Origin of the sequence: Micromonospora sp. WMMD736, from assembly GCF_049179015.1 — a bacterium.
Lineage (GTDB): Bacteria > Actinomycetota > Actinomycetes > Mycobacteriales > Micromonosporaceae > Micromonospora.
Genome location: NZ_JBMHMI010000001.1, coordinates 5632014 through 5651875, shown reverse-complemented (window position 1 = coordinate 5651875; position 19862 = coordinate 5632014). Strand labels below are relative to the sequence as shown.

The 19862-nt window shown below is 70.7% G+C and carries 21 protein-coding genes and 1 tRNA gene; 13 read left to right on the top strand and 9 right to left on the bottom strand.

The window, feature by feature from the left end:
• The first annotated feature begins 32 nt into the window (after positions 1-32).
• From ACN269_RS25525 to ACN269_RS25505, 5 genes are all read left to right on the top strand, one after another.
• Complete coding sequence (locus ACN269_RS25525; RefSeq protein WP_421474796.1) at positions 33-623, top strand: sigma-70 family RNA polymerase sigma factor; 591 nt, start codon at positions 33-35, stop codon at positions 621-623.
• Positions 624-655: 32 nt separating this feature from the next.
• Positions 656-1180 carry a MauE/DoxX family redox-associated membrane protein gene (locus tag ACN269_RS25520; protein WP_421474795.1) on the top strand — a complete coding sequence of 175 codons (525 nt, stop codon included), beginning with the start codon at positions 656-658 and terminating at the stop codon, positions 1178-1180.
• Positions 1173-1889, top strand: a complete 717-nt coding sequence (locus ACN269_RS25515; RefSeq protein ID WP_421474794.1) for a DsbA family protein — start codon at positions 1173-1175, stop codon at positions 1887-1889. Before ACN269_RS25520 ends, ACN269_RS25515 begins: the two co-directional genes overlap by 8 nt.
• A complete protein-coding gene (locus ACN269_RS25510; RefSeq protein WP_421474793.1) occupies positions 1886-2971 on the top strand; it encodes a hypothetical protein in 1086 nt (361 codons plus the stop codon). Before ACN269_RS25515 ends, ACN269_RS25510 begins: the two co-directional genes overlap by 4 nt.
• A 106-nt stretch (positions 2972-3077) precedes the next feature.
• On the top strand, positions 3078-4241 hold the full coding sequence (locus tag ACN269_RS25505; RefSeq protein ID WP_421474792.1) for a NucA/NucB deoxyribonuclease domain-containing protein: 1164 nt from the start codon (positions 3078-3080) through the stop codon (positions 4239-4241).
• 23 nt (positions 4242-4264) lie between these two features.
• On the opposite strand, the gene ACN269_RS25500 is transcribed toward ACN269_RS25505, so the two are convergent.
• From ACN269_RS25500 to ACN269_RS25480, 5 genes are read right to left on the bottom strand one after another with little or no spacing between them, the layout of a single operon-like run.
• Positions 4265-5023: an energy-coupling factor ABC transporter ATP-binding protein gene (locus ACN269_RS25500; protein WP_421474791.1), complete on the bottom strand. Its 759-nt coding sequence runs from the start codon at positions 5021-5023 to the stop codon at positions 4265-4267.
• Positions 5020-5790, bottom strand: coding sequence for a cobalt ECF transporter T component CbiQ (gene cbiQ / locus ACN269_RS25495; protein WP_421474790.1), 771 nt, complete (start codon positions 5788-5790; stop codon positions 5020-5022). The genes ACN269_RS25500 and cbiQ overlap by 4 nt, the downstream gene beginning before the upstream one ends.
• A 13-nt stretch (positions 5791-5803) precedes the next feature.
• Positions 5804-6226 (bottom strand): PDGLE domain-containing protein, encoded by a 423-nt coding sequence (locus tag ACN269_RS25490; protein ID WP_421474789.1) that lies wholly within the window; start codon positions 6224-6226, stop codon positions 5804-5806.
• On the bottom strand, positions 6223-6942 hold the full coding sequence (locus ACN269_RS25485) for an energy-coupling factor ABC transporter permease (protein WP_421474788.1): 720 nt from the start codon (positions 6940-6942) through the stop codon (positions 6223-6225). The genes ACN269_RS25490 and ACN269_RS25485 overlap by 4 nt, the downstream gene beginning before the upstream one ends.
• 44 nt (positions 6943-6986) lie before the next feature.
• Positions 6987-7154 carry a hypothetical protein gene (locus tag ACN269_RS25480; RefSeq protein ID WP_421474787.1) on the bottom strand — a complete coding sequence of 56 codons (168 nt, stop codon included), beginning with the start codon at positions 7152-7154 and terminating at the stop codon, positions 6987-6989.
• A gap of 36 nt (positions 7155-7190) precedes the next feature.
• Between ACN269_RS25480 and bcp the strand changes: the two genes are divergently transcribed.
• The 4 genes from bcp to ACN269_RS25460 all read left to right on the top strand — a co-directional run bounded on the left by bcp (position 7191) and on the right by ACN269_RS25460 (position 9301).
• Positions 7191-7667, top strand: coding sequence for a thioredoxin-dependent thiol peroxidase (bcp, locus tag ACN269_RS25475; protein WP_421474786.1), 477 nt, complete (start codon positions 7191-7193; stop codon positions 7665-7667).
• 31 nt (positions 7668-7698) lie between these two features.
• Positions 7699-8634 (top strand): HNH endonuclease, encoded by a 936-nt coding sequence (locus ACN269_RS25470; protein ID WP_421474785.1) that lies wholly within the window; start codon positions 7699-7701, stop codon positions 8632-8634.
• Positions 8599-8684: transfer RNA gene (locus tag ACN269_RS25465), tRNA-Leu, on the top strand. The genes ACN269_RS25470 and ACN269_RS25465 overlap by 36 nt, the downstream gene beginning before the upstream one ends.
• 80 nt (positions 8685-8764) lie before the next feature.
• Positions 8765-9301: a GNAT family N-acetyltransferase gene (locus ACN269_RS25460; protein ID WP_421474784.1), complete on the top strand. Its 537-nt coding sequence runs from the start codon at positions 8765-8767 to the stop codon at positions 9299-9301.
• Positions 9302-9329: 28 nt separating this feature from the next.
• Here ACN269_RS25460 and ACN269_RS25455 read toward each other — a convergent pair whose 3' ends face one another.
• Together ACN269_RS25455 and ACN269_RS25450 are read right to left on the bottom strand one after the other, a co-directional pair.
• Entirely contained in the window at positions 9330-10364 is a 1035-nt protein-coding gene (locus ACN269_RS25455) for an expansin EXLX1 family cellulose-binding protein (protein WP_421474783.1), read from the bottom strand.
• A gap of 96 nt (positions 10365-10460) precedes the next feature.
• Positions 10461-11279 (bottom strand): MOSC domain-containing protein, encoded by an 819-nt coding sequence (locus tag ACN269_RS25450; protein WP_421474782.1) that lies wholly within the window; start codon positions 11277-11279, stop codon positions 10461-10463.
• Positions 11280-11391: 112 nt separating this feature from the next.
• Here ACN269_RS25450 and ACN269_RS25445 point away from each other — a divergent pair, with 112 nt between their 5' ends.
• Entirely contained in the window at positions 11392-12480 is a 1089-nt protein-coding gene (locus ACN269_RS25445) for an LCP family protein (RefSeq protein ID WP_421474781.1), read from the top strand.
• A gap of 106 nt (positions 12481-12586) precedes the next feature.
• The gene (locus ACN269_RS25440; RefSeq protein ID WP_421474780.1) at positions 12587-14113 is read left to right on the top strand and encodes a sugar transferase; all 1527 of its coding nucleotides are present in this window, start codon (positions 12587-12589) and stop codon (positions 14111-14113) included.
• 9 nt (positions 14114-14122) lie between these two features.
• On the opposite strand, the gene ACN269_RS25435 is transcribed toward ACN269_RS25440, so the two are convergent.
• Complete coding sequence (locus ACN269_RS25435) at positions 14123-15379, bottom strand: DUF1501 domain-containing protein (protein ID WP_421474779.1); 1257 nt, start codon at positions 15377-15379, stop codon at positions 14123-14125.
• A gap of 14 nt (positions 15380-15393) precedes the next feature.
• Positions 15394-16662 carry a DUF1800 domain-containing protein gene (locus ACN269_RS25430; protein WP_421474778.1) on the bottom strand — a complete coding sequence of 423 codons (1269 nt, stop codon included), beginning with the start codon at positions 16660-16662 and terminating at the stop codon, positions 15394-15396.
• A 430-nt stretch (positions 16663-17092) separates the two neighbouring features.
• On the opposite strand from ACN269_RS25430, the gene ACN269_RS25425 reads away from it, so the two are divergent.
• Positions 17093-18358, top strand: a complete 1266-nt coding sequence (locus ACN269_RS25425; protein ID WP_421474777.1) for a glycosyl transferase family 1 — start codon at positions 17093-17095, stop codon at positions 18356-18358.
• Between the two features lie 22 nt (positions 18359-18380).
• Positions 18381-19862, top strand: coding sequence for an O-antigen ligase family protein (locus ACN269_RS25420; protein ID WP_421474776.1), 1482 nt, complete (start codon positions 18381-18383; stop codon positions 19860-19862).

Sequence of the window (19862 nt, the reverse complement as noted above, 5' to 3'; positions counted from 1 at the left end):
GTCACACCCGACGCCGCGTAACCTGGTTTGTCGTGATCCCCGTCCCGCGTGACACCGGCCCCGCCGGCCCCACCGGTCCGTCCGGTGCCGCCGGCCCGGACCCGGCGACCGAGTCGGCCCTGGTCGCGCGCGGCGGCGACCCCGCCGCCCAGGCGGTGTTCGTGCGGTTGACCCAGGCCGAGGTCTGGCGCTTCACCGCCGCCCTGGTGGGCCCGGACAGCGCCGACGACCTCGCCCAGGAGACGTACCTGCGGGCGTTCAAGGCCCTGCCGGCGTTCGAGGGTCGGTCCAGCGCCCGTACCTGGCTGCTCGGCATCGCCCGGCGTGCCTGCGCCGACCACCTGCGCACGGTGATCCGCCGACGTCGCCTCGACGAGCGGCTGGCCGCGAACGCGCACACCGAGCGTCCGCACCCCGACCACGCCGGGCAACTCGGCGCCAACGACCTCGTGCGGCGGCTGAGCCCCGAACGACGGGCGGCGTTCGTGCTCACCCAACTGCTCGGTCTCTCCTACGCCGAGGCCGCCGCCGTCGAGGGAGTGCCCGTGGGCACCATCCGGTCCCGGGTCGCCCGGGCCCGCGACGAGCTGGTCGAGGCCGTCGACGACGCCCGCACCGGCTGAGACGGGAACTTCCGGCTGAGGCGGGACGACAAATGAGCGTGACTACACCCCCCACGCGGCTCGGCCGTTGGGCGGCTCTCCGGCCCTGGCTCGGCACGGCGGCCCGCCTCGGTCTCGCCGCCGTCTGGCTCGTCGCCGGAGCGTCGAAGGTCGGCGACCTGGCCGCCTCGGGTCGGGCCGTGAACGCGTACCAGGTGCTGCCGTACGAGACCGCCACCGTGCTCGGCGCGGCGCTGCCCTTCGTCGAGCTGGCCCTGGGCCTGCTCCTGCTGCTCGGACTGGCCACCCGGCTCACGGCGGCGATCTCGGCCGCCCTGCTGCTGGTCTTCATCGCGGGGATCTCCTCGGCCTGGGCGCGTGGCCTGGCCATCGACTGCGGGTGCTTCGGCAGCGGCGGTCAGCTCGCCGAGGGGCAGGCCCCGAGTTACCTCCCGGAGATCCTGCGGGACCTGGGATTCTTGGTACTGGCCGGATTCCTGCTGATCTGGCCGCGTACGCCCGTCTCGGTGGATGGCTGGCTGTCCGCCGAGCCCGTCGTGGAGGACGAGGATGAGTAGTCGCAAGGGTCAGCGGGACGCGGCCCGGGTGGTCCGCGAGCAACTGGCCCGCGAACGACGCCGCCGCCGCACGATCTGGGTGTCCGCCGCCGCCGTCGCCGTCCTGGTCATCGCCGGCCTGATCGGCTGGGGTGTCTGGTCCAGCCAGCGCTCGGACAGCTTCACCACGCCGCCCGGCGCCAACGGGCCCGGCACCGGCATCGTCACCGGCGGCGGGCCGGTCACCGTCGACGTCTACGAGGACTTCCTCTGCCCGGTCTGCAACCAGTTCGAGCAGAGCAGCGGCCCGACGCTGGAGCAGTTGGCGTCCGAGAACAAGGCGAAGGTGGTGTACCACCCCGTCGCGTACCTCAACCGCTTCTCCAGCACCCAGTACTCCACCCGCTCGTCGGCCGCGTCCGGCTGCGCGGCGGCCGGCGGCAAGTTCCGCGAGTACGCCAAGGCGCTCTTCGCCCAGCAGCCGCCCGAGGGCAGCGCCGGGCTCAGCGACGACGAACTGATCGACATCGGCGTCGGCGTGGGGCTCGACCGGGGCTCGTTCGGGGGCTGTGTGAAGGACGGCACGTACAAGACGTGGACCGAGCACGTCACCGAGGAGGCCAGCCGCAGCGACGTCACCAGCACGCCCACCATCCTCGTCAACGGTCAGCCGCTCGCCGACCGCACCCCGCAGGGCCTCACGGCAGCCGTGGCGGCGGCCGGCAAGTGATCCGTACCGTCCTGGCGCGCGCCGGCCTCGTCGCCGCCGCCGCGTGCGCGGCGACGCTGCTCACCGCGGCCCCCGCCGCCGCACACGGCGCGGACGCCCCGGACGGCACCGACTACCGCGCCCGCGTCACCGCTGTCACACCGGCCCGGCCCGGTCTGACGGTACGGGTCATCGAGGCGGGCGCACGCCTGGAACTGACCAACCACACCGGCCGGGCGGTCGAGGTGATCGGCTACTCCGGCGAGCCGTACCTGCGGGTCGGTCCCGACGGTGTCTTCGAGAACACCCGCTCCCCCGCCACGTACCTGAACCGCACCCTCGCCGGTGACACCGCGCTTCCGGCCGACGCCGACCCGGCCGCCCCACCGTCCTGGCGGCGCATCGACGACGGGACCACGGCCCGCTGGCACGACCAACGCGCGCTGTGGCCGGAGTCGACGCCACCGGCGCAGGTCCGCACCGCGCCGGAGCGCGAGCACCGGGTCCGGGACTGGACGGTGCCGCTGCGCGACGGCACCGACCCGCTGACGATCGGCGGCACCCTGGACTGGGTGCCGCCGCCGGACGCGTACACCTGGTGGGCGGTGAGCATCGTCGGACTCCTCGCGGTGGGCGGGCTCGGCCTGTTCGCCGCCGCCGCGCCCGCCGGCACCCGGGCGCTGGCCGCGCTCGGCGCGCTGCTCGTCGTCGGCGGCGTGGTCGCGGTCGCCTACCCGGTGGGCCGGGAGGTCGACGCGGGCGCCCAGGGGGTCGGCGGGGTGCTGGCCGGGCTGCTGTCCGGGCAGATCTGGTCGCTGCTCACCGGTCTCGGCGCGGTCGCCGCCGGCTGGTACGCGCTGACCCGCCGCCCGGCAGCCGACTTCGCGGTGGCCCTCGCCGGGGCGTGCCTGGCGCTCTTCGCCGGGGTGGCGAACGCCGCCGTGTTCGCCCGGTCCGTCGCCCCGGTGCCCTGGTCGCCGCACCTCGCCCGGGTCATGGTGGCGGTGGTCCTGATCACCGGCGTCGGCGCGACGGCCGCCGGCGTCCTACGGCTGCACGCGGCCTCCCGGGCCGCCGCCCGCGCCACCGTGCCGGCCCCCTGACGTCCCACAGGCGTTCGCCGGTGTACGCCGGTGTACGGGATACCGGACCTTCGGAAGGTCGCCCGGGCCAGAATGCCCGCGGCAATCGATTCTTCTGGAGGTATCGATGAGAAAATCGCCGTCGAGATGGCTCGCCCGCCTGGGCATCGGGCTGCTCCTGGCCGCGGGGACAGCCGTCCCGGTGAGCCCGGTGACCGCGGCACCCACGAAGGTGGAGGCCCCTGCGCAATGCACCGCCTCGGGAGCGCCGGCCGGGACCGTGGGCTGCCTCCGGCTCGGAGTGAGCCCGCCCGCCTCCGCCCGGACGAGAGCCGCGTCCGCCGCAGCACCGACGGGATGCGGCAACGGCGCCTGGGCCAACCTGTCCCGCTTCGTGATGTGCAAGGCGTCCAGTGGCGTCTACCAGGTGATCCTGACCCAGGGCGGCACCGTGGTGGGCGAGATCTACTTCAACTACTCCAGCATGGTCACGCTGCAAGCCAGAGAACTGCGGTGGACGCAGTCCTTCGACTACACCCCGACCTACGCCTGGGGAGTGCTCGGCACGCCGACACTCTGGTCCGTCCCCGACTGCATGTTCAACTGCTCGCTCGTGGGTGGCACCCCGCCGACCGGCAGCCCCTTCGGCAACCTGTCCGGTACGGCGACCTTCACCTCGACCAGCCTGCCCGGCCAGTACTGGGGCGCCAGCTCGGACTGGGGGTTCTGGATCGTCAACCCGGCGACGGCCAACAAGGTGACCCTCACCCTCTGGACCAACTACCCGGGTCACCGCTGCGACGACGCGCTGCCGGGTGGCGCTGCGGGGTGCGCCAACCAGGACTTCGTCCCGGCCCTCGACGTCCCCGAGAGTCGCTACCCGCTGTACGCCGCGCACGTCAGGAACGCCATCCACACCGGCGGCCTGCCGTCGCTGCTCACCCGTACGACCGACGGCGCCCTGCGGGACGCCAACCGCCGTGTCGCCTGCCCCGAGGGCGCGAGCTACCCCCGCCCGACCGGCTACACCTGTGACGAGTACCCCTTCGCCGTCACCACGCAGGGTGCCGCCGCCAACCCCGCCGGGTTCACCTTCCGCTTCGACACCAAACGGCTGGGACGGCTCAACTGCCAGGTGCCCTGGCTGGAGGAACACCGCAGCACCACCAACCGCGGCTACAGCGCGTGCATGATCCCCTCGGCGGAGAACAGTCTCGGCGGCTCCGACCTACAGTCGTTCTTCCTCGACAACCGGGTCATCCACGGGGACAGGTTCCAGGTACGCGCCTGACCGGGCGGCGGGGCGGGCCGCGGTCAGGGATGCGGGGTGAAGCCGTACGGAAGCTCGAGGCGGTGCTTCGCCAGCAGGGGGGCGTCGCCGAGCAGCGTGCGGGTGGGGGCGTCGGCGACGATCCGGCCGCCGTCCAGGATCACCGAACGCTCGCACAGCTCCGCCGCGTACGGCAGGTCGTGGGTGACCATCAGCAGGGTCACCGGCAGGTCCCGCAGAATCTCGGCCAGCTCACGGCGGGCCGCCGGGTCCAGGTTCGACGACGGCTCGTCCAGCACCAGGATCTCCGGGTGCATGGCCAGCACCGTCGCCACCGCCACCCGGCGGCGCTGCCCGAACGAGAGGTGCTGCGGGGCCCGGTCCCGGTGCTCGCTCATCCCCACGGCGGCCAGCGCCTCGTCGACCCGGCCCGCCAGCTCCGCCCCGCGCAGGCCCAGGTTGGCGGGCCCGAACGCGACATCCTCCGCCACCGTGGGCAGGAAGAGCTGGTCGTCCGGGTCCTGGAAGACGATGCCCACCCGGCGGCGTACCTCGGCCAGCGTCGCCCGGTCCGGAGTGACCGTCAGACCACCCACGCTCACGCTGCCCTCGGCCGGGGTGAGGATGCCGTTGAGGTGCAGCACCAGCGTGGTCTTGCCGGCCCCGTTGGGGCCGAGCAGCGCCACCCGATCGCCGCGCGGCACCGCCAGGTCCACGCCGTGCAGCGCCACGTGCCCGTCCGGGTACGCGAACCGGAGGCCACGAACGTCCAGCGAGAGGGCGGTCTGCACGACACCGATCATGTCAGCACGACGGCGGTCGCGGCGATGGAGGCCGCCACCACCGGCACGGTCGCCGCGACCAGCCACTGACCGGCGGTCGCGGCGCCGTCACCCTGCCACACGGCGGGCATCCGCCCGGTGTAGCCCCGCGACAGCATCGCCAGGTAGACCCGCTCACCGCGTTCGAAGGCGCGCAGGAACAGCGCGCCGATGCCGGCGGCGAAGCCACGGAGCTGCCACAGGAAGCGCGGGTCGTCACCCCGCGAGATACGCGCCACCCGCATCCGCCGCGCCTCGCCCACCAGCACGTCGAGGTAGCGCAGCATGAACGTGGCGATCTGCGTGAGGATCTGCGGGCAGCGCAACCGGTCCAGCCCGACGATCAGATCCCGGGTGGTGGTCGTCGCGGCCAGCAGCAGCGACGCGAGGACACCGAGGGTGCCCTTGGCCAGGATGTTCCATGCGCCGTGCAGGCCGTCCTCGGACAGCCGAAGACCCAGCACCTCGACCCGCTCACCCGTGCCGAGGAACGGCAGCGCGACCGCGAACAGCACGAACGGCAGCTCGATCAGCGCCCGGCTGAGCAGCCAGCGCGGCCCCACCCGGGCCAGCGCCGCCACCACCGCCACCAGCAGGGCGTACGCCCCGAAGGCCCAGAAGGCCGCACGTGGGGTGGCCACCACGGCGACCGTGAAGACCACCATCGCCACGATCTTGACCTCGGGTGGGAGCCGGTGCACCGGCGAGGCCGACTCGCGGTACAGCACGTGCCCGTGACCGGCACCCATGTCGTACCCCCGCTCAGTCGCTCGTGCCGGGGTGGCCGCGCCCGGCGGCGACCGCCGTGCCCTCGGCGGACGTGCCGCCGTCGTCGCCCGTGGCCGGCGCGGTGTCCCGGCGGCGCAGCAGCCAGAAACCGCCGAGGCCGATCGCGAAGGTCACCAGCACGCCGAGCACCCCGGAGAGACCGGTCGAGAGGAAGCTGTTCTCCACCCCCCGCACGCCGTAGTCCGCCAGCGGGCTGTCGCCCAGCTCGTGGTCCTTGGCCTGCTGGGCCGGGCAGCTGCCACCGACGATGGTGTCGTCGGCGTCGACGGTGCAGCCCTTGAGCAGGGAGGAGTCCAGCCCGTCCGGATGCGACGAGGCGTAGTTGCTCACGACGCCCGCGAGCAGCAGGGCGACCAGCAGGCCACCGGCCAGGAAGGCCCAGGAACGGTTCTTCATCGGACACCTCCGGAGACCGGGACGGCGGGGGCGGTGGTCGGGGTGCGCAGGGACCGCAGCGCGTACACCAGGTCGGGGCGGACCTTGGCGACGGTGAGCACGGTGGTCGCGGTGATCAGGCCCTCGCCGATGCCGATCAGCACGTGGACACCGGCCATCGTGCCGGCCAGGCCGGCGAGGTTGCTGCCCAGGTCGGTGGTGCCGCCCAGCCAGTACTCCACGACGAAGCCCTGGGACGCGACCACCACGCTGACCAGGGCCGCGACGAACGCGGTCACCGCCAGGCCCGCCCGCGTGCGGGGCAGCACCCGCAGCAACAGCGAGATCAACAGGTACGCGGCGGCCGTCCCGAGCAGCGCCATGTTGGTGATGTTGAGGCCGAGCATCGCCACCCCGCCGTCACCGAAGATCAGGGCCTGCACGACGAGGACCACGGCCACGCAGAGCGCACCGACCCACGGGCCGACCAGCATCGCGGCGAGCGCGCCACCGAGCAGGTGACCGCTCACGCCCGCCGTGAAGATCGGAAAGTTGAGCATCTGCACGGCGAAGATGAACGCCGCCACCAGGCCGGCCATCGGGGCGAGCCGGTCGTCCAGGTCCCGCCGGCCGCGCAGGACGCAGTAGGTGAGCGCGACGAGCGCGAGCGCAGCGAAGACCGCCGCCACGGGACCGTCGATGATCCCGTTCGAGATGTGCATCGCAAGTGTTTCCACGCGACCTCCCACGCGTCAGCGGACCCGACCGGACCCGGCGGGGGTCAGCCTATTTCCTGCGACTTGTTGTTGCCAGACTCTGGCAACAACGCATGGCCTTGATCACCTTTGCGGTCCGGCGACTTGATCAACTCGCCTTCCGTGATGTCGGGGTGTCCGGGGCTCGGGGACACCCCGCTTTCCAGGAACACGAGCCGGCGCGCGCCGGCCACGCCGACACCGGCACGCCCGGCGGTAGGGTCGGGGCCATGACCGCGCCCGATCGTCTTGCCCCCGGTGACCCCGCGCCCGAGTGGACCCTGCCCACCGACACCGGCGACCAGCTCTCCCTGGCCGACCTGCGGGGCCGCAAGGTCGTCCTGTATGCCTACCCGGCCGCGATGACCCCCGGCTGCACCAAGCAGGCCTGCGACTTCCGCGACTCGCTCGCCTCGCTCCAGGCGGCCGGCTACGAGGTGGTCGGCATCTCCCCCGACAAGCCGGAGAAGCTCGCCAAGTTCCGCGACCGCGACGCCATCACGTTCCCGCTGGTCTCGGACGTGGACAAGTCGGTGCTCACCGCGTACGGCGCGTACGGCGAGAAGCAGCTGTACGGCAAGACCGTCACCGGTGTGATCCGCTCCACGTTCGTCATCGACGGTGACGGCAAGATCGAACGGGCGCTCTACAACGTCAAGGCCACCGGACACGTCGCCAAGCTCCGCCGCGACCTCGGGCTCGACTGAGACCGTCGCACCGGACCACTACCGTGCGTCAATGGTCCGATACAAGTACACACCGGAGCTGCTCGCCGAGGCGGCCGCCGCCTCCCGCAACATCACCGAGGTGATGCGGATGCTCGGCGTACGGGTCAGCGGTGGCTCGCACGCGCACATCAGCCGCCAGCTCAAGAAGTTCGGCATCGACACGTCGCACTTCACCGGCCAGGCGCACAACCGCAGCGCACGGCGGACAACATCAGCAGAGTTGCTGATCCAGCTGCCGCAAGGATCCCGGCGGACGCCCGGCGGACGCTTGAAGTGGGCCCTCGGGGAGCTCGGCGTGCCGAACGAGTGCGAGGGATGCGGAACGGGGCCTTACTGGCAAGGTGCCGCACTCACCCTGCACGTCGACCACATCAACGGGGACTTCCTCGACAATCGGCCGCCCAACCTACGACTACTTTGCCCGAATTGCCACAGTCAGACCGAAACCTTCGCCGGCCGCGGGAAGCGGGTCCGCAGTCTGGCCGCTTCCGCGTTCAAGGCGGACAGCGCCGAGGAACGCCCCGGCATAGCTGGTTCCGACCGCCGCCCGCCGACCCGGCAGGAACTCCTCGAGATGTTCGGCCGGATCGCCGCGCAGCAGATCACCGCGACTGAGGCCGCACAGCGATTGGGCTACCCCCCGGCATACCTGCACAAGGTCCGGCGACTACTGGAGCAGGAAGGCGTGTTGACGCCGCGTCAGGACCGTAGCTGGCGTTCGAGGGCTCATCGAGACGCGGTGATACAGCAGGCGCTGGCCAATCCGGACGTCGGTCCGAAGCGGCTCGCAGAGATCCTGCGTAACGTGCCCAACGGGACATGCCGGGTAGGTCACGGCACGATCTCAGCCATCCTGAAGGAGGCCGGGCTCAACACCGTCGAAGCCAGACGCTCTAGACTCAGCGAGTTGGCGGGAGTGGCGGAACGGCAGACGCGCAGGTCTTAGGAACCTGTATCCGGAAGGATGTGGGGGTTCGAATCCCCTCTCCCGCACCAATGAACAACCACCACCTGCGCGGGAGCTGGTTGTCGACCGCGTCACGGTCGCGGGCCACGAGCCCGGTCGACCGGCCAGGATGGGCGCCGTGAGTTTGCGCTTCGTCCTGGATCCTGAGCTGACCCCGCGGCTGCGCGCCGAGATCGTCGCCCTCTGGGTGGACGTCAGCAACGCCGGCGGCGCGGTGGGTTTCGTCCCGCCGGTCACCACCACTGACGTCCGTACGATCGCCGACCCGACGTTCGCGGGCATCGCCGACGGACCGGACCGGCTCCTGGTCGGATACGACGGTGACCGGCCCGTCGCGGTGCTGATCTTCTGCGACAACCGGTTCGGGTTCAAGGCGCACTGGTGTGTGCTGAAGCGGGTGATGGTCCACCCGGACACCCAGGGCACGGGCTACGGGTCGGCGCTCATGCGCGAGGCCGCCCGGCTGGGCCGCGAGCTGGGCCACGAGGCGCTGCACGTGACGGTGCGCGACGGGTTGGGGCTGGACGGGTTCTACCGCCGCCTCGGGTACCGGGAGGTCGGCCGCCTGCCGGGCGCGCTGCGGGTGGCGCCGGGCGACGACCGCGACGAGATCCTGATGTGGCTGGACCTGAGGCCGGCCGCCTGACGGACCGGACCGGAGCACCGGGGACGGCTCAGCCGCACCAGCGGGCGCTCGCGCCGGCCGGTCGGGTGGAAGGCCCGTCGGCGGCCGGGGTGGCGGGCGCGCTCGCCACGGCCACCTTGTCGGCGCGGCGGGCCGGGGTCGGTGTGCCGTTGGGTCGGGCGACCGGCGGACGGGCCGTCGTGGGCGGACGCGGGGTCGCGGCGACGACGCCGCGCTCGTACATCCGCACCACGCTCGTCTGCACCTGGCCGGGTGCCATCCGGATACCGGACACGGTGACCTGGTGCCCGTACACGTCGCTGACCCGCACGCTGTACGGGCCGGGGCCCGCGCCGGAGGCCAGCAGCCAGTAGTTGTAGTCCTGCCGGGCCGTTGCCCGCCACGGGCCGCTGGTGCCCTGGCGCACCTCGACGGAGCGCAGCGGGTTGCCGTGGTTGCCGATCCGGACGGCGAACCAGAACTGCGACGCGCCCTCCTTGATGCGGAAGGTCAGCGGGCCGGGCAGCGGCGGGTTGACGACCGCGCGGTAGGTGACCTGGACGAGCCCCTGGACCGGGTCGGCGATCCGGGCGAACGCCTCCCGGGACAGGTCGAGGTGTTCCGGCTCGCACTCCGGGCACTGGTCCATGATCAGGACGCGGACGGTGCCCTTCGGGCCGGTGACGTCGAGGAAACCACCGCAGGCGGCGCCCGCGGCGTACTCGGTGGGGCCGAGGGCGACGTAGAGCCGGTTGGCCGGCGCCGCCGGGTTGGAGCAGTTGCCGCCGGCGCCCTTCGAGTCGTAGAAGGTCGCCTTGCCGCTGTGGGTGGCGGTGCCGGTCGGTGGCGCGGCGGCGAGCGTCCGCCCGGCGGCGCAGGCCGGGGTCGAGCCGGACCGCAGGGCCAGGGTGAGTCCGAGGGCCGCCGCGAGCACGGTGACGCCGGTGGCGACCAGCCAGGGCACCGGACCGGACGAGGAGGCGGGCCGATCGTCCGGAGTGCGGTCCAGGTCGAGGTCGATGTCGACGTCCTTGACGACGAGGGCGCGATCCTCGACGCCGCCGGGAGCGCTTCCGTCGGTCACGTCGCGATGCTGCCGGAAGCGCGTAGGGCCGGACAAGGCGGCTAAGCGAAAGCTAAGAGAGCATCGACGGACGGTGACGAGCCCGCCGCTGGCCGGTCAGGGTTCGACGACGAGCGGATCGCCGATCCGGATCGGTCCACTGTCGACGGGCACGACGTTCAGTCCGAACAGGAGCTTCTGCCGGATGTTGCGATGGCGGCCGAGGGTGCGCAGGGGCTCCTTGGCGCGTACCCCGGTCTCCTGGTCGGTGGTGGTGACCACGCAGCGGTCGCACGGCCCGGCGGCGCGCAGCCGCACGTCGCCGACGCGCAGCGACCGGCCCGCCCACCCGTCCTCGGCCCAGGCCGGCGCGCCGTCGACGACCAGGTTGGGCCGGAATCGCGTCATCGGCACCGGCTCCTCCCCCGCGTCGGCGAGCCAGCCGTTGAGGGCGTCGAGGGAGCCGGTGCTGGTCAGCAGCAGCGGGTAGGCGTCGGCGAAGCTGACCTGGTCACCGGTGTCGTACTCGCGTCCGGCGGCGGGCACGTGTCGCGTCGGTTTGGCCAACCACACCAACCGGACGGGCCGGCCGAGGAGCGCGCCGAGCCAGGCGTCGGCCGCCGGGCCGGCGGGCAGCGCGGTGACCGAGGTGGTCCGGCTGCGGAAGGTCCGCACCTGCACCGGCTCGCCGCCGGCCGGCTCCGGCACGTCGAGGTCTGGCCTCCCATCGGCGCGGAGCACCAGGCCGCCGGGGCGGACGCTGGCACGCAGGTCGACCAGGCGGGTGGTGTCCCGCTGGGTGACGCCGACGCCGTCGGCGTCGACCACCATCCAGCGCCGGTCGCCGGCCAGGCCCCACGGGTGCACGAACGCGCCGTCGTGGTCGAGCCGGTGACATCCCTTGACGGGGTACGTGTGGATCGAGGTCAGCCGCACCCGGTAACCATGACACGCCGACAGCGTGGCGGGCGATCCTCGCACCATCGGCGGGCGTTCCTGGCCGGACGAGGGTACGCGGGGTAGAACGTGAATCAGTAGCATCGCCGCTATGGCGCGCGCAGACCAGACCGCAGAACTCAACCTCCCCACGAACCGGGGACCGGTCGACCCTGGGCGGCCGGACGGTGGCGAGCAGGCGACCGCTGGAGCACCCAAGCCCCGGCGACGGTGGAAGCGGATCGTCCTGATCATCCTCGTGGTCCTGGCGTTGCTCGCCGCTGGCGGTGTGGTCGCGGGCGGCCTCTACTACCGCTCCATCAACTCCAAGGTCGAACGGATGGACGCGTTCGAGGATGTGCCGGAGGCGTCGCGTCCGCAGCCCGCGGCGCCCGGCGCCATGAACATCATGATCCTCGGCAGCGACTCCCGCGACACGGAGAACGCATCGGGCTCCCGATCGGACACGATCATCCTGGCGCACCTTCCCAAGGACCGGTCCAGCGCTCAACTGATCTCCATCCCCCGGGACACCTGGGTGCACGTGCCCAAGTCGAAGGAGGGGCGGGGCGGCACCGACGCCAAGATCAATGCGGCGTACGCGTGGGGTGGCGTGCCGCTGATGGTCCAGACGGTGGAGGAGTTCACCAACGTCCGCATCGACCACGTGACAATGGTCGACTTCTCCGGCTTCAAGGAGATCGTCGACGCGCTCGGTGGTGTGGAGATCGATGTGGAGCAGAGCTTCACCTCGACGCATTCGCTGAACCCCGACGGGCGGCGCGAATTCACCAAGGGAAAGCAGACGATGGACGGGGCCGCCGCCCTGGACTACGCCCGTGAGCGGTACGCCTTCGCCAATGGCGACTTCGCCCGAATCAAGCATCAGCAGCAGGTCATCAAGGCCATTTTGGACAAGGCGGCCTCCGGTGGCGTGCTGGCCAGTCCCACCAAGCTGAACTCGTTCGTGAAGGCCACGGCCAACTCGGTCGCCGTCGACCGTTCCCTGTCCCTGGTCGACCTGGCGATGGAGCTTCGTCACCTGCGCGGCGGCAACCTCGCGTTCTTCACCTGCCCCACCAAGGGAACGGGAATGATCGGCAGCGAAAGCGTCGTGCTCGCGGACAAGGGCAAGGCAAAGCGCGTCTTCGACGCCGTTCGTCGCGACGCGGTAGCCGACATCGCGTCCGCCGCAAAGTAGGAGACAGGAATGCCGTGCCGGCTCTGGTGGCGCAACTGACGCGGTCGTAACCTGCGATCGCCCCCTGGTATGAATTTCACCGGCGGGCTCACGGGGGAGGATCACCATGTCGAGCCAACCGGTCATGAGTTACCCGGGCGCGAGACGGACGGAGTTCGGCGACGCACCGCCACCGGCGGAGGCGCAGCAGGGCGACGAGGGCAGCACGGTCGCCGAGTCGACGAGGGTGTCGGCGACGGTGCCCGTCCGGTCCGGTTTGGACACCACGGCGGTCCTGCCGTACGCGGGGTCCCGGACCTCCAAGCGGACGCGCTGGCTGCGGGCCTGGATGTTGACGGCGCCCATCGACGCCGTCGCACTGCTCGTTCCCCTGCTGTTGAGCCAGAACTACTGGCGGGGAACCCTGTCCAACGCGGCGTTGACCGTGGCCATCTTCGCGTCCGGCGGGTTGTATCGCGCCCGCCGGCACGTCGGCATCCTGGACGAACTGCCGAGCATTTGCGGCCGACTGCTGGCGTCCGCCGCGGTGGTGGCCATCATCGCGGCGGAACGGCACGACTCGGTGCACTACGTGGGCGGATTCATGCGGGGCGTCGCGCTCTCCGCCGGTCTGGTGATCGTCGGCCGGGCCTTCAGCAGGGCGTTCACCATCGTCGCACGCAAGCGCCGGTGGGTGGAGCACAACACCATCATCATCGGCAGCGGACCGGTCGGTCTGGAACTCGCCCGGCTGCTGCGGCGCTACCCGCAGTACGGGCTGCGGTTCGTCGGTTGCGTCGACGTCGCGCCGAACGAGGGCGTCGGGTCCGTTCCGTTGATCGGCACGCTGAACGATCTCGAGAAGCTCACCGAGATGTTGGAATGCGACGTGTTGGTCATCGCCGACCCGGACTGCTCCGAGTCGGAGCTGATGGACAACCTGTTGCGGATGGTCAGGGCACGCCCCGACCTGTGGGCAGTGCCCCGCCTCTGGGGATCCCGCTCGCTGGGCGGGTATCCCGATCACATCGGCGCGATACCGATCGTCAAGATCGGAGATACCAAACTCTCCGGGCCACGATGGGCCGTCAAGCGGGCGTCCGATGTGGTCTTCGCGGCGGTGGCGTTGCTCGTCCTCAGTCCGGTGCTGCTGCTCTGCGCGCTGGCGACGTTCCTCGCCGTTGGCCGGGGCATCTTCTTCTACCAGGAACGGATCGGCCGGTACGGCAAACCATTCAAGGTGATCAAGTTCCGTTCGATGCAGCCCACCGACGAGAGCGAGTCGCAGACGAACTGGTCCATCGCGCACGACCAGCGGGTGGGGGTGGTCGGCCGGTTCATGCGTCGGACGTCCCTCGACGAACTACCTCAACTCTGGAACATCCTGCGCGGCGAGATGAGCGTGGTCGGCCCCCGACCGGAACGGCCGCACTTCGTGGAGAAGTTCTCGGTCGAGTACCCCACCTACGCGATGCGCCACCGGGTACCCGTCGGGCTCACCGGGCTCGCGCAGGTCAGTGGTCTGCGCGGCGACACCCCGATCTCCGACCGGGCGAGGTTCGACAACTACTACATCGAGAACTGGTCACTGTGGCTCGACGTCAAGGTCGTGCTGCGTACCGTCGCCGAGGTGTTCCGCGGTGGCGGCCGCTGACGGTCGGCATCAGCGCATGAGCAGCGGCAGCAATTGGGCCCGGTAGCCACCGAGGTATCGGTCCGGATCGCCGGCCAACACGCTGGCGAGCACGGTGCCGAAGACGTCCCGGAAGTCCGTCGTCGCCTTGAGATCGCCGTCATCCAGGTCGGTCAGGCTCGGTTGCTCGCCGTAGAACCCGCCGGCCACGCCATGTCCGAGGATGAACATCGGCCCCGCTGTGCCGTGGTCGGTTCCGTCGGAGGCGTTCGCCCGGACCCGCCGGCCGAACTCGCTGTAGACCACGACGGTGACCCGTCGGCCGGCCTCGGTGCGGCCCATCCGGTCCACGAAGCCGCTCAGCGCCTCGTCGAGGTTCCTGAGCAGCGTCTCATGCCACACGCGCTCGCCCGCGTGCGTGTCGAACCCGCCGAGACTCACCGAGTAGACCCGGGTGGGCACCTGGGATTCCACGCACCGGGCAACGAGCGCCAACTGGGCGACGAGTGCGTTGTCGCCGCCCGTGCCGGTCGCCTGGACGGTGCTCCCGCCGGTATGCCTTCGCTCGTCGGTTCCGCTCGCGGCTTCCTGCACCACACGGTTCATCGTGATGAGGTCCGCGTAGCTGGCCGCTGCCCGCGCCTGCATCTCCGACTCGCCGGGCTCGGCCCGGCCGAGTGCCGAGACGACGGCAGGCGAGAAGCCCGGCGGCAGGGTGAGCCCTCGGTAACTCACGCAGGCACCGATTCGGGACTTACCCACCAGCATCGGCGGTAGGGCCGGCTCGAAGCTGACGGCCGTCTCGGTGGCGGCGTTCGTCGCGTCGAGCCAGCGCCCCACCCAGCCGGTTGGAGCGGGAGTGCCCGGCGACGCGGTCTGCCAGATGTCCATCGACTTGAAGTGGCTCCGGTCCGGCTTCGGGTAGCCGACGCCACGCACGATTGCCATCTTCTGGGCGTCCCAGAGCCGTTTCATCCCGCGCAGCGCCGGGTTGAGGCCCAGCGTGCCGTCGAGGTGCAGCACCTGCTCCGGCGCGTACGCCAACTCTGGCCGGGCGCTGTGGTAGCCCGGGTCCGCGTACGGGATGACCGTGTTGAGTCCGTCGTTCCCGCCGTAGAGGGTGACCAGAACGAGCGTGGGCAGGCCCTCCTGGGCATCACCGGCCTTGGTCTTCGCACCACTTTTGAGCAGTTCGTGAAAGCCCAGCACCCCCGCGCCGGCCGCCAGCGCGCCACCGCCGACAACCCCGGACGAGATGAGGAACCGCCGTCGGGTCAACGCATCCATGCCCACACATCCAGTCAGGTCACCAGGTACTCGGGACTGACCAGCCCGAGTGTCAGCTTCATCCGGTCATCTCGGGTATCGCGCAGCACGGCGTACGTCCGGTTGGTCCATCGATCGACGCAGAGCAGTTGCGCCACGGTTTCCGGTGTCAGTGAGCCGGGCTGCACCAGGCCGACAAGCATGCTGGCGATCTTCAACCGGACCTGGGCGGCGGCCGAGGTCAGCCAGGCTGTACCTGCCGGCCACCCGCCGACGCTCGGCGGTGCGAACGGACGCTGACCCAGCGCTTCCATCGCCCAGTAGATCTGCGTGAACATCTGCTCGGGCATCGCGGCCGGCCGGACCCCCAGTTGACGCATCGCGCCGACCAGCCACTCGACGGGTTGCAGGACCATCGTCCCGCGAGTCGCCTGGAACGCCTCGTCGGCGAAGAGCACCCGCAGCATCGCCATCGGCGCCGGGAAGGCCTCCGCCATCGCGTCACGGATGCGCCCGGGGATGGGTTGGGTGGCCGAGGCGTACCGGAACCACAGCCGGGACGCGATGAACCGCCGGCAGGTCGGTTGTTCCAGCAGGAGGTCGACGAGACTGTCCGCGTCGAAGTTCGCGGTGACGCCGAGGACCTTCTTGCGGCCGGTGTCACGGTGCTGGGGATCGGAGACCAGCGACTCACGGTCGAGGATGACCCGCCAGCCGGTCAGGGCGCGGCCAGCCTCTTTGACGTCCTGCTCGGTGTACTGCCCGACACCGAGCATGAACAGCTCGAACAGCTCCCGGGCGAGGTTCTCGTTCGGTGCCGCCTTCTTGTTGTGCTGCCCGTCCAGCCAGTAGACCAACGCCCGGTCGAGCACCATGCGGTGGGCCAACTCGGCGAAGTCGCGTGCCCCCCGGAACGCGTGCAGTTGCCCGAGCATGAGCTGTGGGCTGCGGACCTTCGCCACAGAGGTCGCCCAGTGTCCGTGCCAGAAGAACACCAACTTCTCGACCGCCTGGTGGTCTGCCACGGTCATCCGATCAAGCCACCAGCGCGCGAGGGACACCGTCTGCTCCATCCGCCGACGGTCTCCCTCGGCCCGCTGAGCGTCCGTTGGCCGGGCCAGGCCGATGAACGGATCGGGACCCAGGTCGGGAGCCCGTGCACTGGTCGCGCCGACATCCGGCCCGGCAGGGGCGACCATCCCCGTCACCGTCGCCGCGTAGCCGCGCTGCCGCGCGGCGCCCACTTCCGCCGCAGTCGGGCCGAAGCCAGCCCGCCGAAGCAGAAGGACGATGTCGTCGGTCATGCGTCCACATTAAGGAGTGCCACCGATGCCCTGCGACAGGCCGGCACCGATCCCACGTCGACAGGATCTGCACAGAGCCATTTCCTCCGTGTTCCTGAGCAGCCCATCTGATACCAAATGCCTACAAGAGGACTAAGTAGCTTCCGACTTAGCTTGTCGGCATCGTTACCGGAGGGTCCAGCAGTCCGGTCCATCATTGACAGAAGGGCCGGCGCTGAGGTCTATTAACCCCGGCTTGACGGGGGCGGCCCTCGCTGCCGTCGTCTGCGGGTGCGCCCGGCCACCGTCGAGGCTGGCGAACGCACCCAACCGAACGGGGATCGGGTTGTAGCGGAGTGCGTCCTGTCGTGCACGCACCATCGCTGCCGCACGGTCTACACACCTGCGGCCGCAGCGCGAACATGTGGCCGGACGAATCCGGAAGAGAGACGTGACGACACCACCTCTGCCGCCGGACCGCCTCTCCGGAGCCGGGTCGGCAGCACCGACGATCCTCGTCCTGGGCACCGCCGAGTGGAATGCTCAGATCGCCACGAACCAGCACTACGTCGTACGGGAACTGGCCCGTGACTCTGACACCTACTTCGTGGAATCTATGGGTCTACGGCGAGTGAGACTCGACTCGAAGGACGTCACCCGGATCGCCAAGCGGCTGCGCCACTCTCTCGTCGGCCATCACAAGACGGCGGCCTACCGTCCCATCCCGAAGCGGGCCACGGTCATCTCGCCGCTCATCGTGCCGCTCCACCGGAGGCCGACCCGCTTGCCGAACCGACTCCTCCTGCAACGTGCCGTGGCCGAATGGCGGCGAAGCCCGAGCCCTCGGATCCTTTGGACGTTCACGCCCGTCACCTACGGCCTGGAGCAGTACGCGGACTTCACCCTCTACCACTGCGTCGACATCCTCCAGGCCTTCCCCGGCATCGACGCCTCGGCCGTGTCCACCGGCGAACGGAACCTGGCGGAGCGGGCCGACCTGACCATCGGCACCAGCCAGGCCGTCACCGCCCACCTGACCGACGTCGGGTTCACCGAGGTCCTCACCCTGCCGAACGTCGCCGAGATCGATGTCTTCTCCGCAGCGAGCCAGCCGGCGGCGCAGCGGCGTCCCGCAGCGCTGTTCGCGGGTAACCTCTCGCCACACAAGCTGGACTTCGAACTGCTGCGCACGTTGACCACCGCTCTGCAGGGGCACGGCGAGCTTCTCCTCGCCGGCCCGGTCGCGGCGGGCGGCGGCGAGTTCGACCGCGAACTGGCCCACCTCGAAGGGCTCGGCGCAAGGTACCTGGGAGTACTGACCCTCGACCAACTCGCCGCCGCCGCGGGCACGTGCAGCGTCGGGCTGATCCCATACGCGCTGAACGACTACACCGCCGGCGTCAGCCCGCTCAAGTGCTACGAGTACCTCTCGTCCGGCCTGAACGTGGTCAGCACGCCCATCCCCGGCGTCGTACAGGCGGCGCAAGCCACCCAGCACATCACCACCGCGAGCTCCACCGGCGACTTCGTCGGCCAGGTGCTGGCCACCATCCGCCCTGGTACGGACGACGTGATCGAGGCCCGTGTCCGGCATGCCGGCGACTTCGGCTGGCGCTCTCGGGGCGGCCTCCTGCGCGACATCGCACATCGCATGCCACGACGCGTCGCCGAGGTCGTGGCCCGGCCTGCGGGCGAGATTGGAGGCACCCGTGGCTAGGGCGCGCTCAGCAGTAGCCCCGGTGATCGCGACCGGATCGACGCCGGTGGCCGCAGCCTGTCTGCTGCTCTTCCTCGCCCTGCCCCAGTTCTACCTTCTACCCAAGGGCAGCACCGACATCGCTGCGTCGACGGTGGTCACCATCCTGCTGGTCCCGGGAGTCCTCCTTGCGGCCCGTCGCGGCTCGGGCGTCGAACTGCTCCGCCTCGGCTTCTTCCGCGTCCTCGTGGCGCTACTCGTGGTACGGATGCTGGCGCTGGTCTGGTCGCCGGATCCACGCGCGGGTCTGCCGCTGATCGCGCTGCTCGGCCAGTTCATCGTCACGCTGACGCTGATGCTCCAGGCTGTCCGTCAGGACTCCGATCTGCTGCGCCGATTGGCGCGCTGGTACTGGCCCTGGGTCATGGTGGAGGTGGCGATGGTGCTCACCTTCCGGGTCCTACCTGGCGTGGAGGACGCGTTCCTGCGTTCCGTCGGCGGGCTCGTCGCGGGGCAGAACACCGTCGCCGCCCTGTTCGGGGACAGTCCCAACAACGTCTTCGACGAGGCGAAGTCCGGCGGGGTGTTCGTGAACGCGAACGTCGCCGGACTGTTCCTCGGTGTGAACGCGATTGCCGCGTTCGCCGTCGCGGCTGTCACCCGGGATCGGTGGACGCGGGTGGTGGGCTTCGTCGCGCTGGCGGCGGTGCCGATCACCGGCTCGAAATCGGCGACGATCCTCGCGGTCGTCCTACCCGCGACCGTGCTCGCCGTTGAACGTCTCGCCCGTACGCACGCCTCGGGGCCGGCCCGACGGAGCATCCGTTACTGGCCGACCGGCCGCAGGCGCCGTCGGCTGTTGCTCGGGTTGGGCGGCGCCGGTCTGCTCGGCGCGATCGCGGCCGTGCTGCTCGCCGTCAACCTCGGCCTCACCGATGCGTTGGCCAAGTCCTTCGGCGACCGGGCGGCCATCTGGGGCTTCGGCGCGGAGGCGTTCCTGCGTGAACCGCTGCTCGGCCTCGGCTACGGCGGCTGGGACGCCGGCTTCGGGACGTACGCGCGAGAGCACGGCATCTACCGCAGCTTCCCGCCCCACAACGTCCTCCTCGCGGCGTGGGCCGCGACAGGTCTGGTCGGCCTGGTGCTGACCGCCGTGTTCTTCGCGCTCGCGTTGCGGCTGGCCGTCCGCGTCGTCACCAACGGCGAGCCTCGACACCGAGCGTTCGCGCTCTGGACCACCGCGGCCATCGCCTGGACGCTCATCCATGGGCTCGGTGACAACACCGATATTTTCGGTGACATCCACCTCATACCTATCCTTTCGCTGCTGGTCGCCTTCCTCATCGGGGGCGGCCGCGAGGAGTCGAACGACCATGCGACTGCCCGCCGTCGGAATCCTTCGACATCAACAGTTCCTGCCCTCGGAGACGTTCATCCCGAGCCAGGCGCTGGCGATGCGCAGCTTCCGACCGCTGTTCGTGGGCCGGGATCTGGTTCCGAACCGGCCGGAGACCGAATCGGTTAG

Bases quoted from the DNA above. Each gene is read 5' to 3' on its own strand.
- ACN269_RS25460 (WP_421474784.1), top strand. From the start codon at position 8,765: ATGGGCGCCGTGAGTTTGCGCTTCGTCCTGGATCCTGAGCTGACCCCG.
- ACN269_RS25445 (WP_421474781.1), top strand. From the start codon at position 11,392: ATGGCGCGCGCAGACCAGACCGCAGAACTCAACCTCCCCACGAACCGG.
- ACN269_RS25430 (WP_421474778.1), bottom strand. From the start codon at position 16,662: ATGACCGACGACATCGTCCTTCTGCTTCGGCGGGCTGGCTTCGGCCCG.
- ACN269_RS25490 (WP_421474789.1), bottom strand. From the start codon at position 6,226: ATGAAGAACCGTTCCTGGGCCTTCCTGGCCGGTGGCCTGCTGGTCGCC.
- ACN269_RS25520 (WP_421474795.1), top strand. From the start codon at position 656: ATGAGCGTGACTACACCCCCCACGCGGCTCGGCCGTTGGGCGGCTCTC.
- ACN269_RS25435 (WP_421474779.1), bottom strand. From the start codon at position 15,379: ATGGATGCGTTGACCCGACGGCGGTTCCTCATCTCGTCCGGGGTTGTC.
- ACN269_RS25500 (WP_421474791.1), bottom strand. From the start codon at position 5,023: ATGATCGGTGTCGTGCAGACCGCCCTCTCGCTGGACGTTCGTGGCCTC.
- ACN269_RS25505 (WP_421474792.1), top strand. From the start codon at position 3,078: ATGAGAAAATCGCCGTCGAGATGGCTCGCCCGCCTGGGCATCGGGCTG.
- cbiQ (WP_421474790.1), bottom strand. From the start codon at position 5,790: ATGGGTGCCGGTCACGGGCACGTGCTGTACCGCGAGTCGGCCTCGCCG.
- ACN269_RS25470 (WP_421474785.1), top strand. From the start codon at position 7,699: ATGGTCCGATACAAGTACACACCGGAGCTGCTCGCCGAGGCGGCCGCC.
- bcp (WP_421474786.1), top strand. From the start codon at position 7,191: ATGACCGCGCCCGATCGTCTTGCCCCCGGTGACCCCGCGCCCGAGTGG.
- ACN269_RS25515 (WP_421474794.1), top strand. From the start codon at position 1,173: ATGAGTAGTCGCAAGGGTCAGCGGGACGCGGCCCGGGTGGTCCGCGAG.
- ACN269_RS25440 (WP_421474780.1), top strand. From the start codon at position 12,587: ATGTCGAGCCAACCGGTCATGAGTTACCCGGGCGCGAGACGGACGGAG.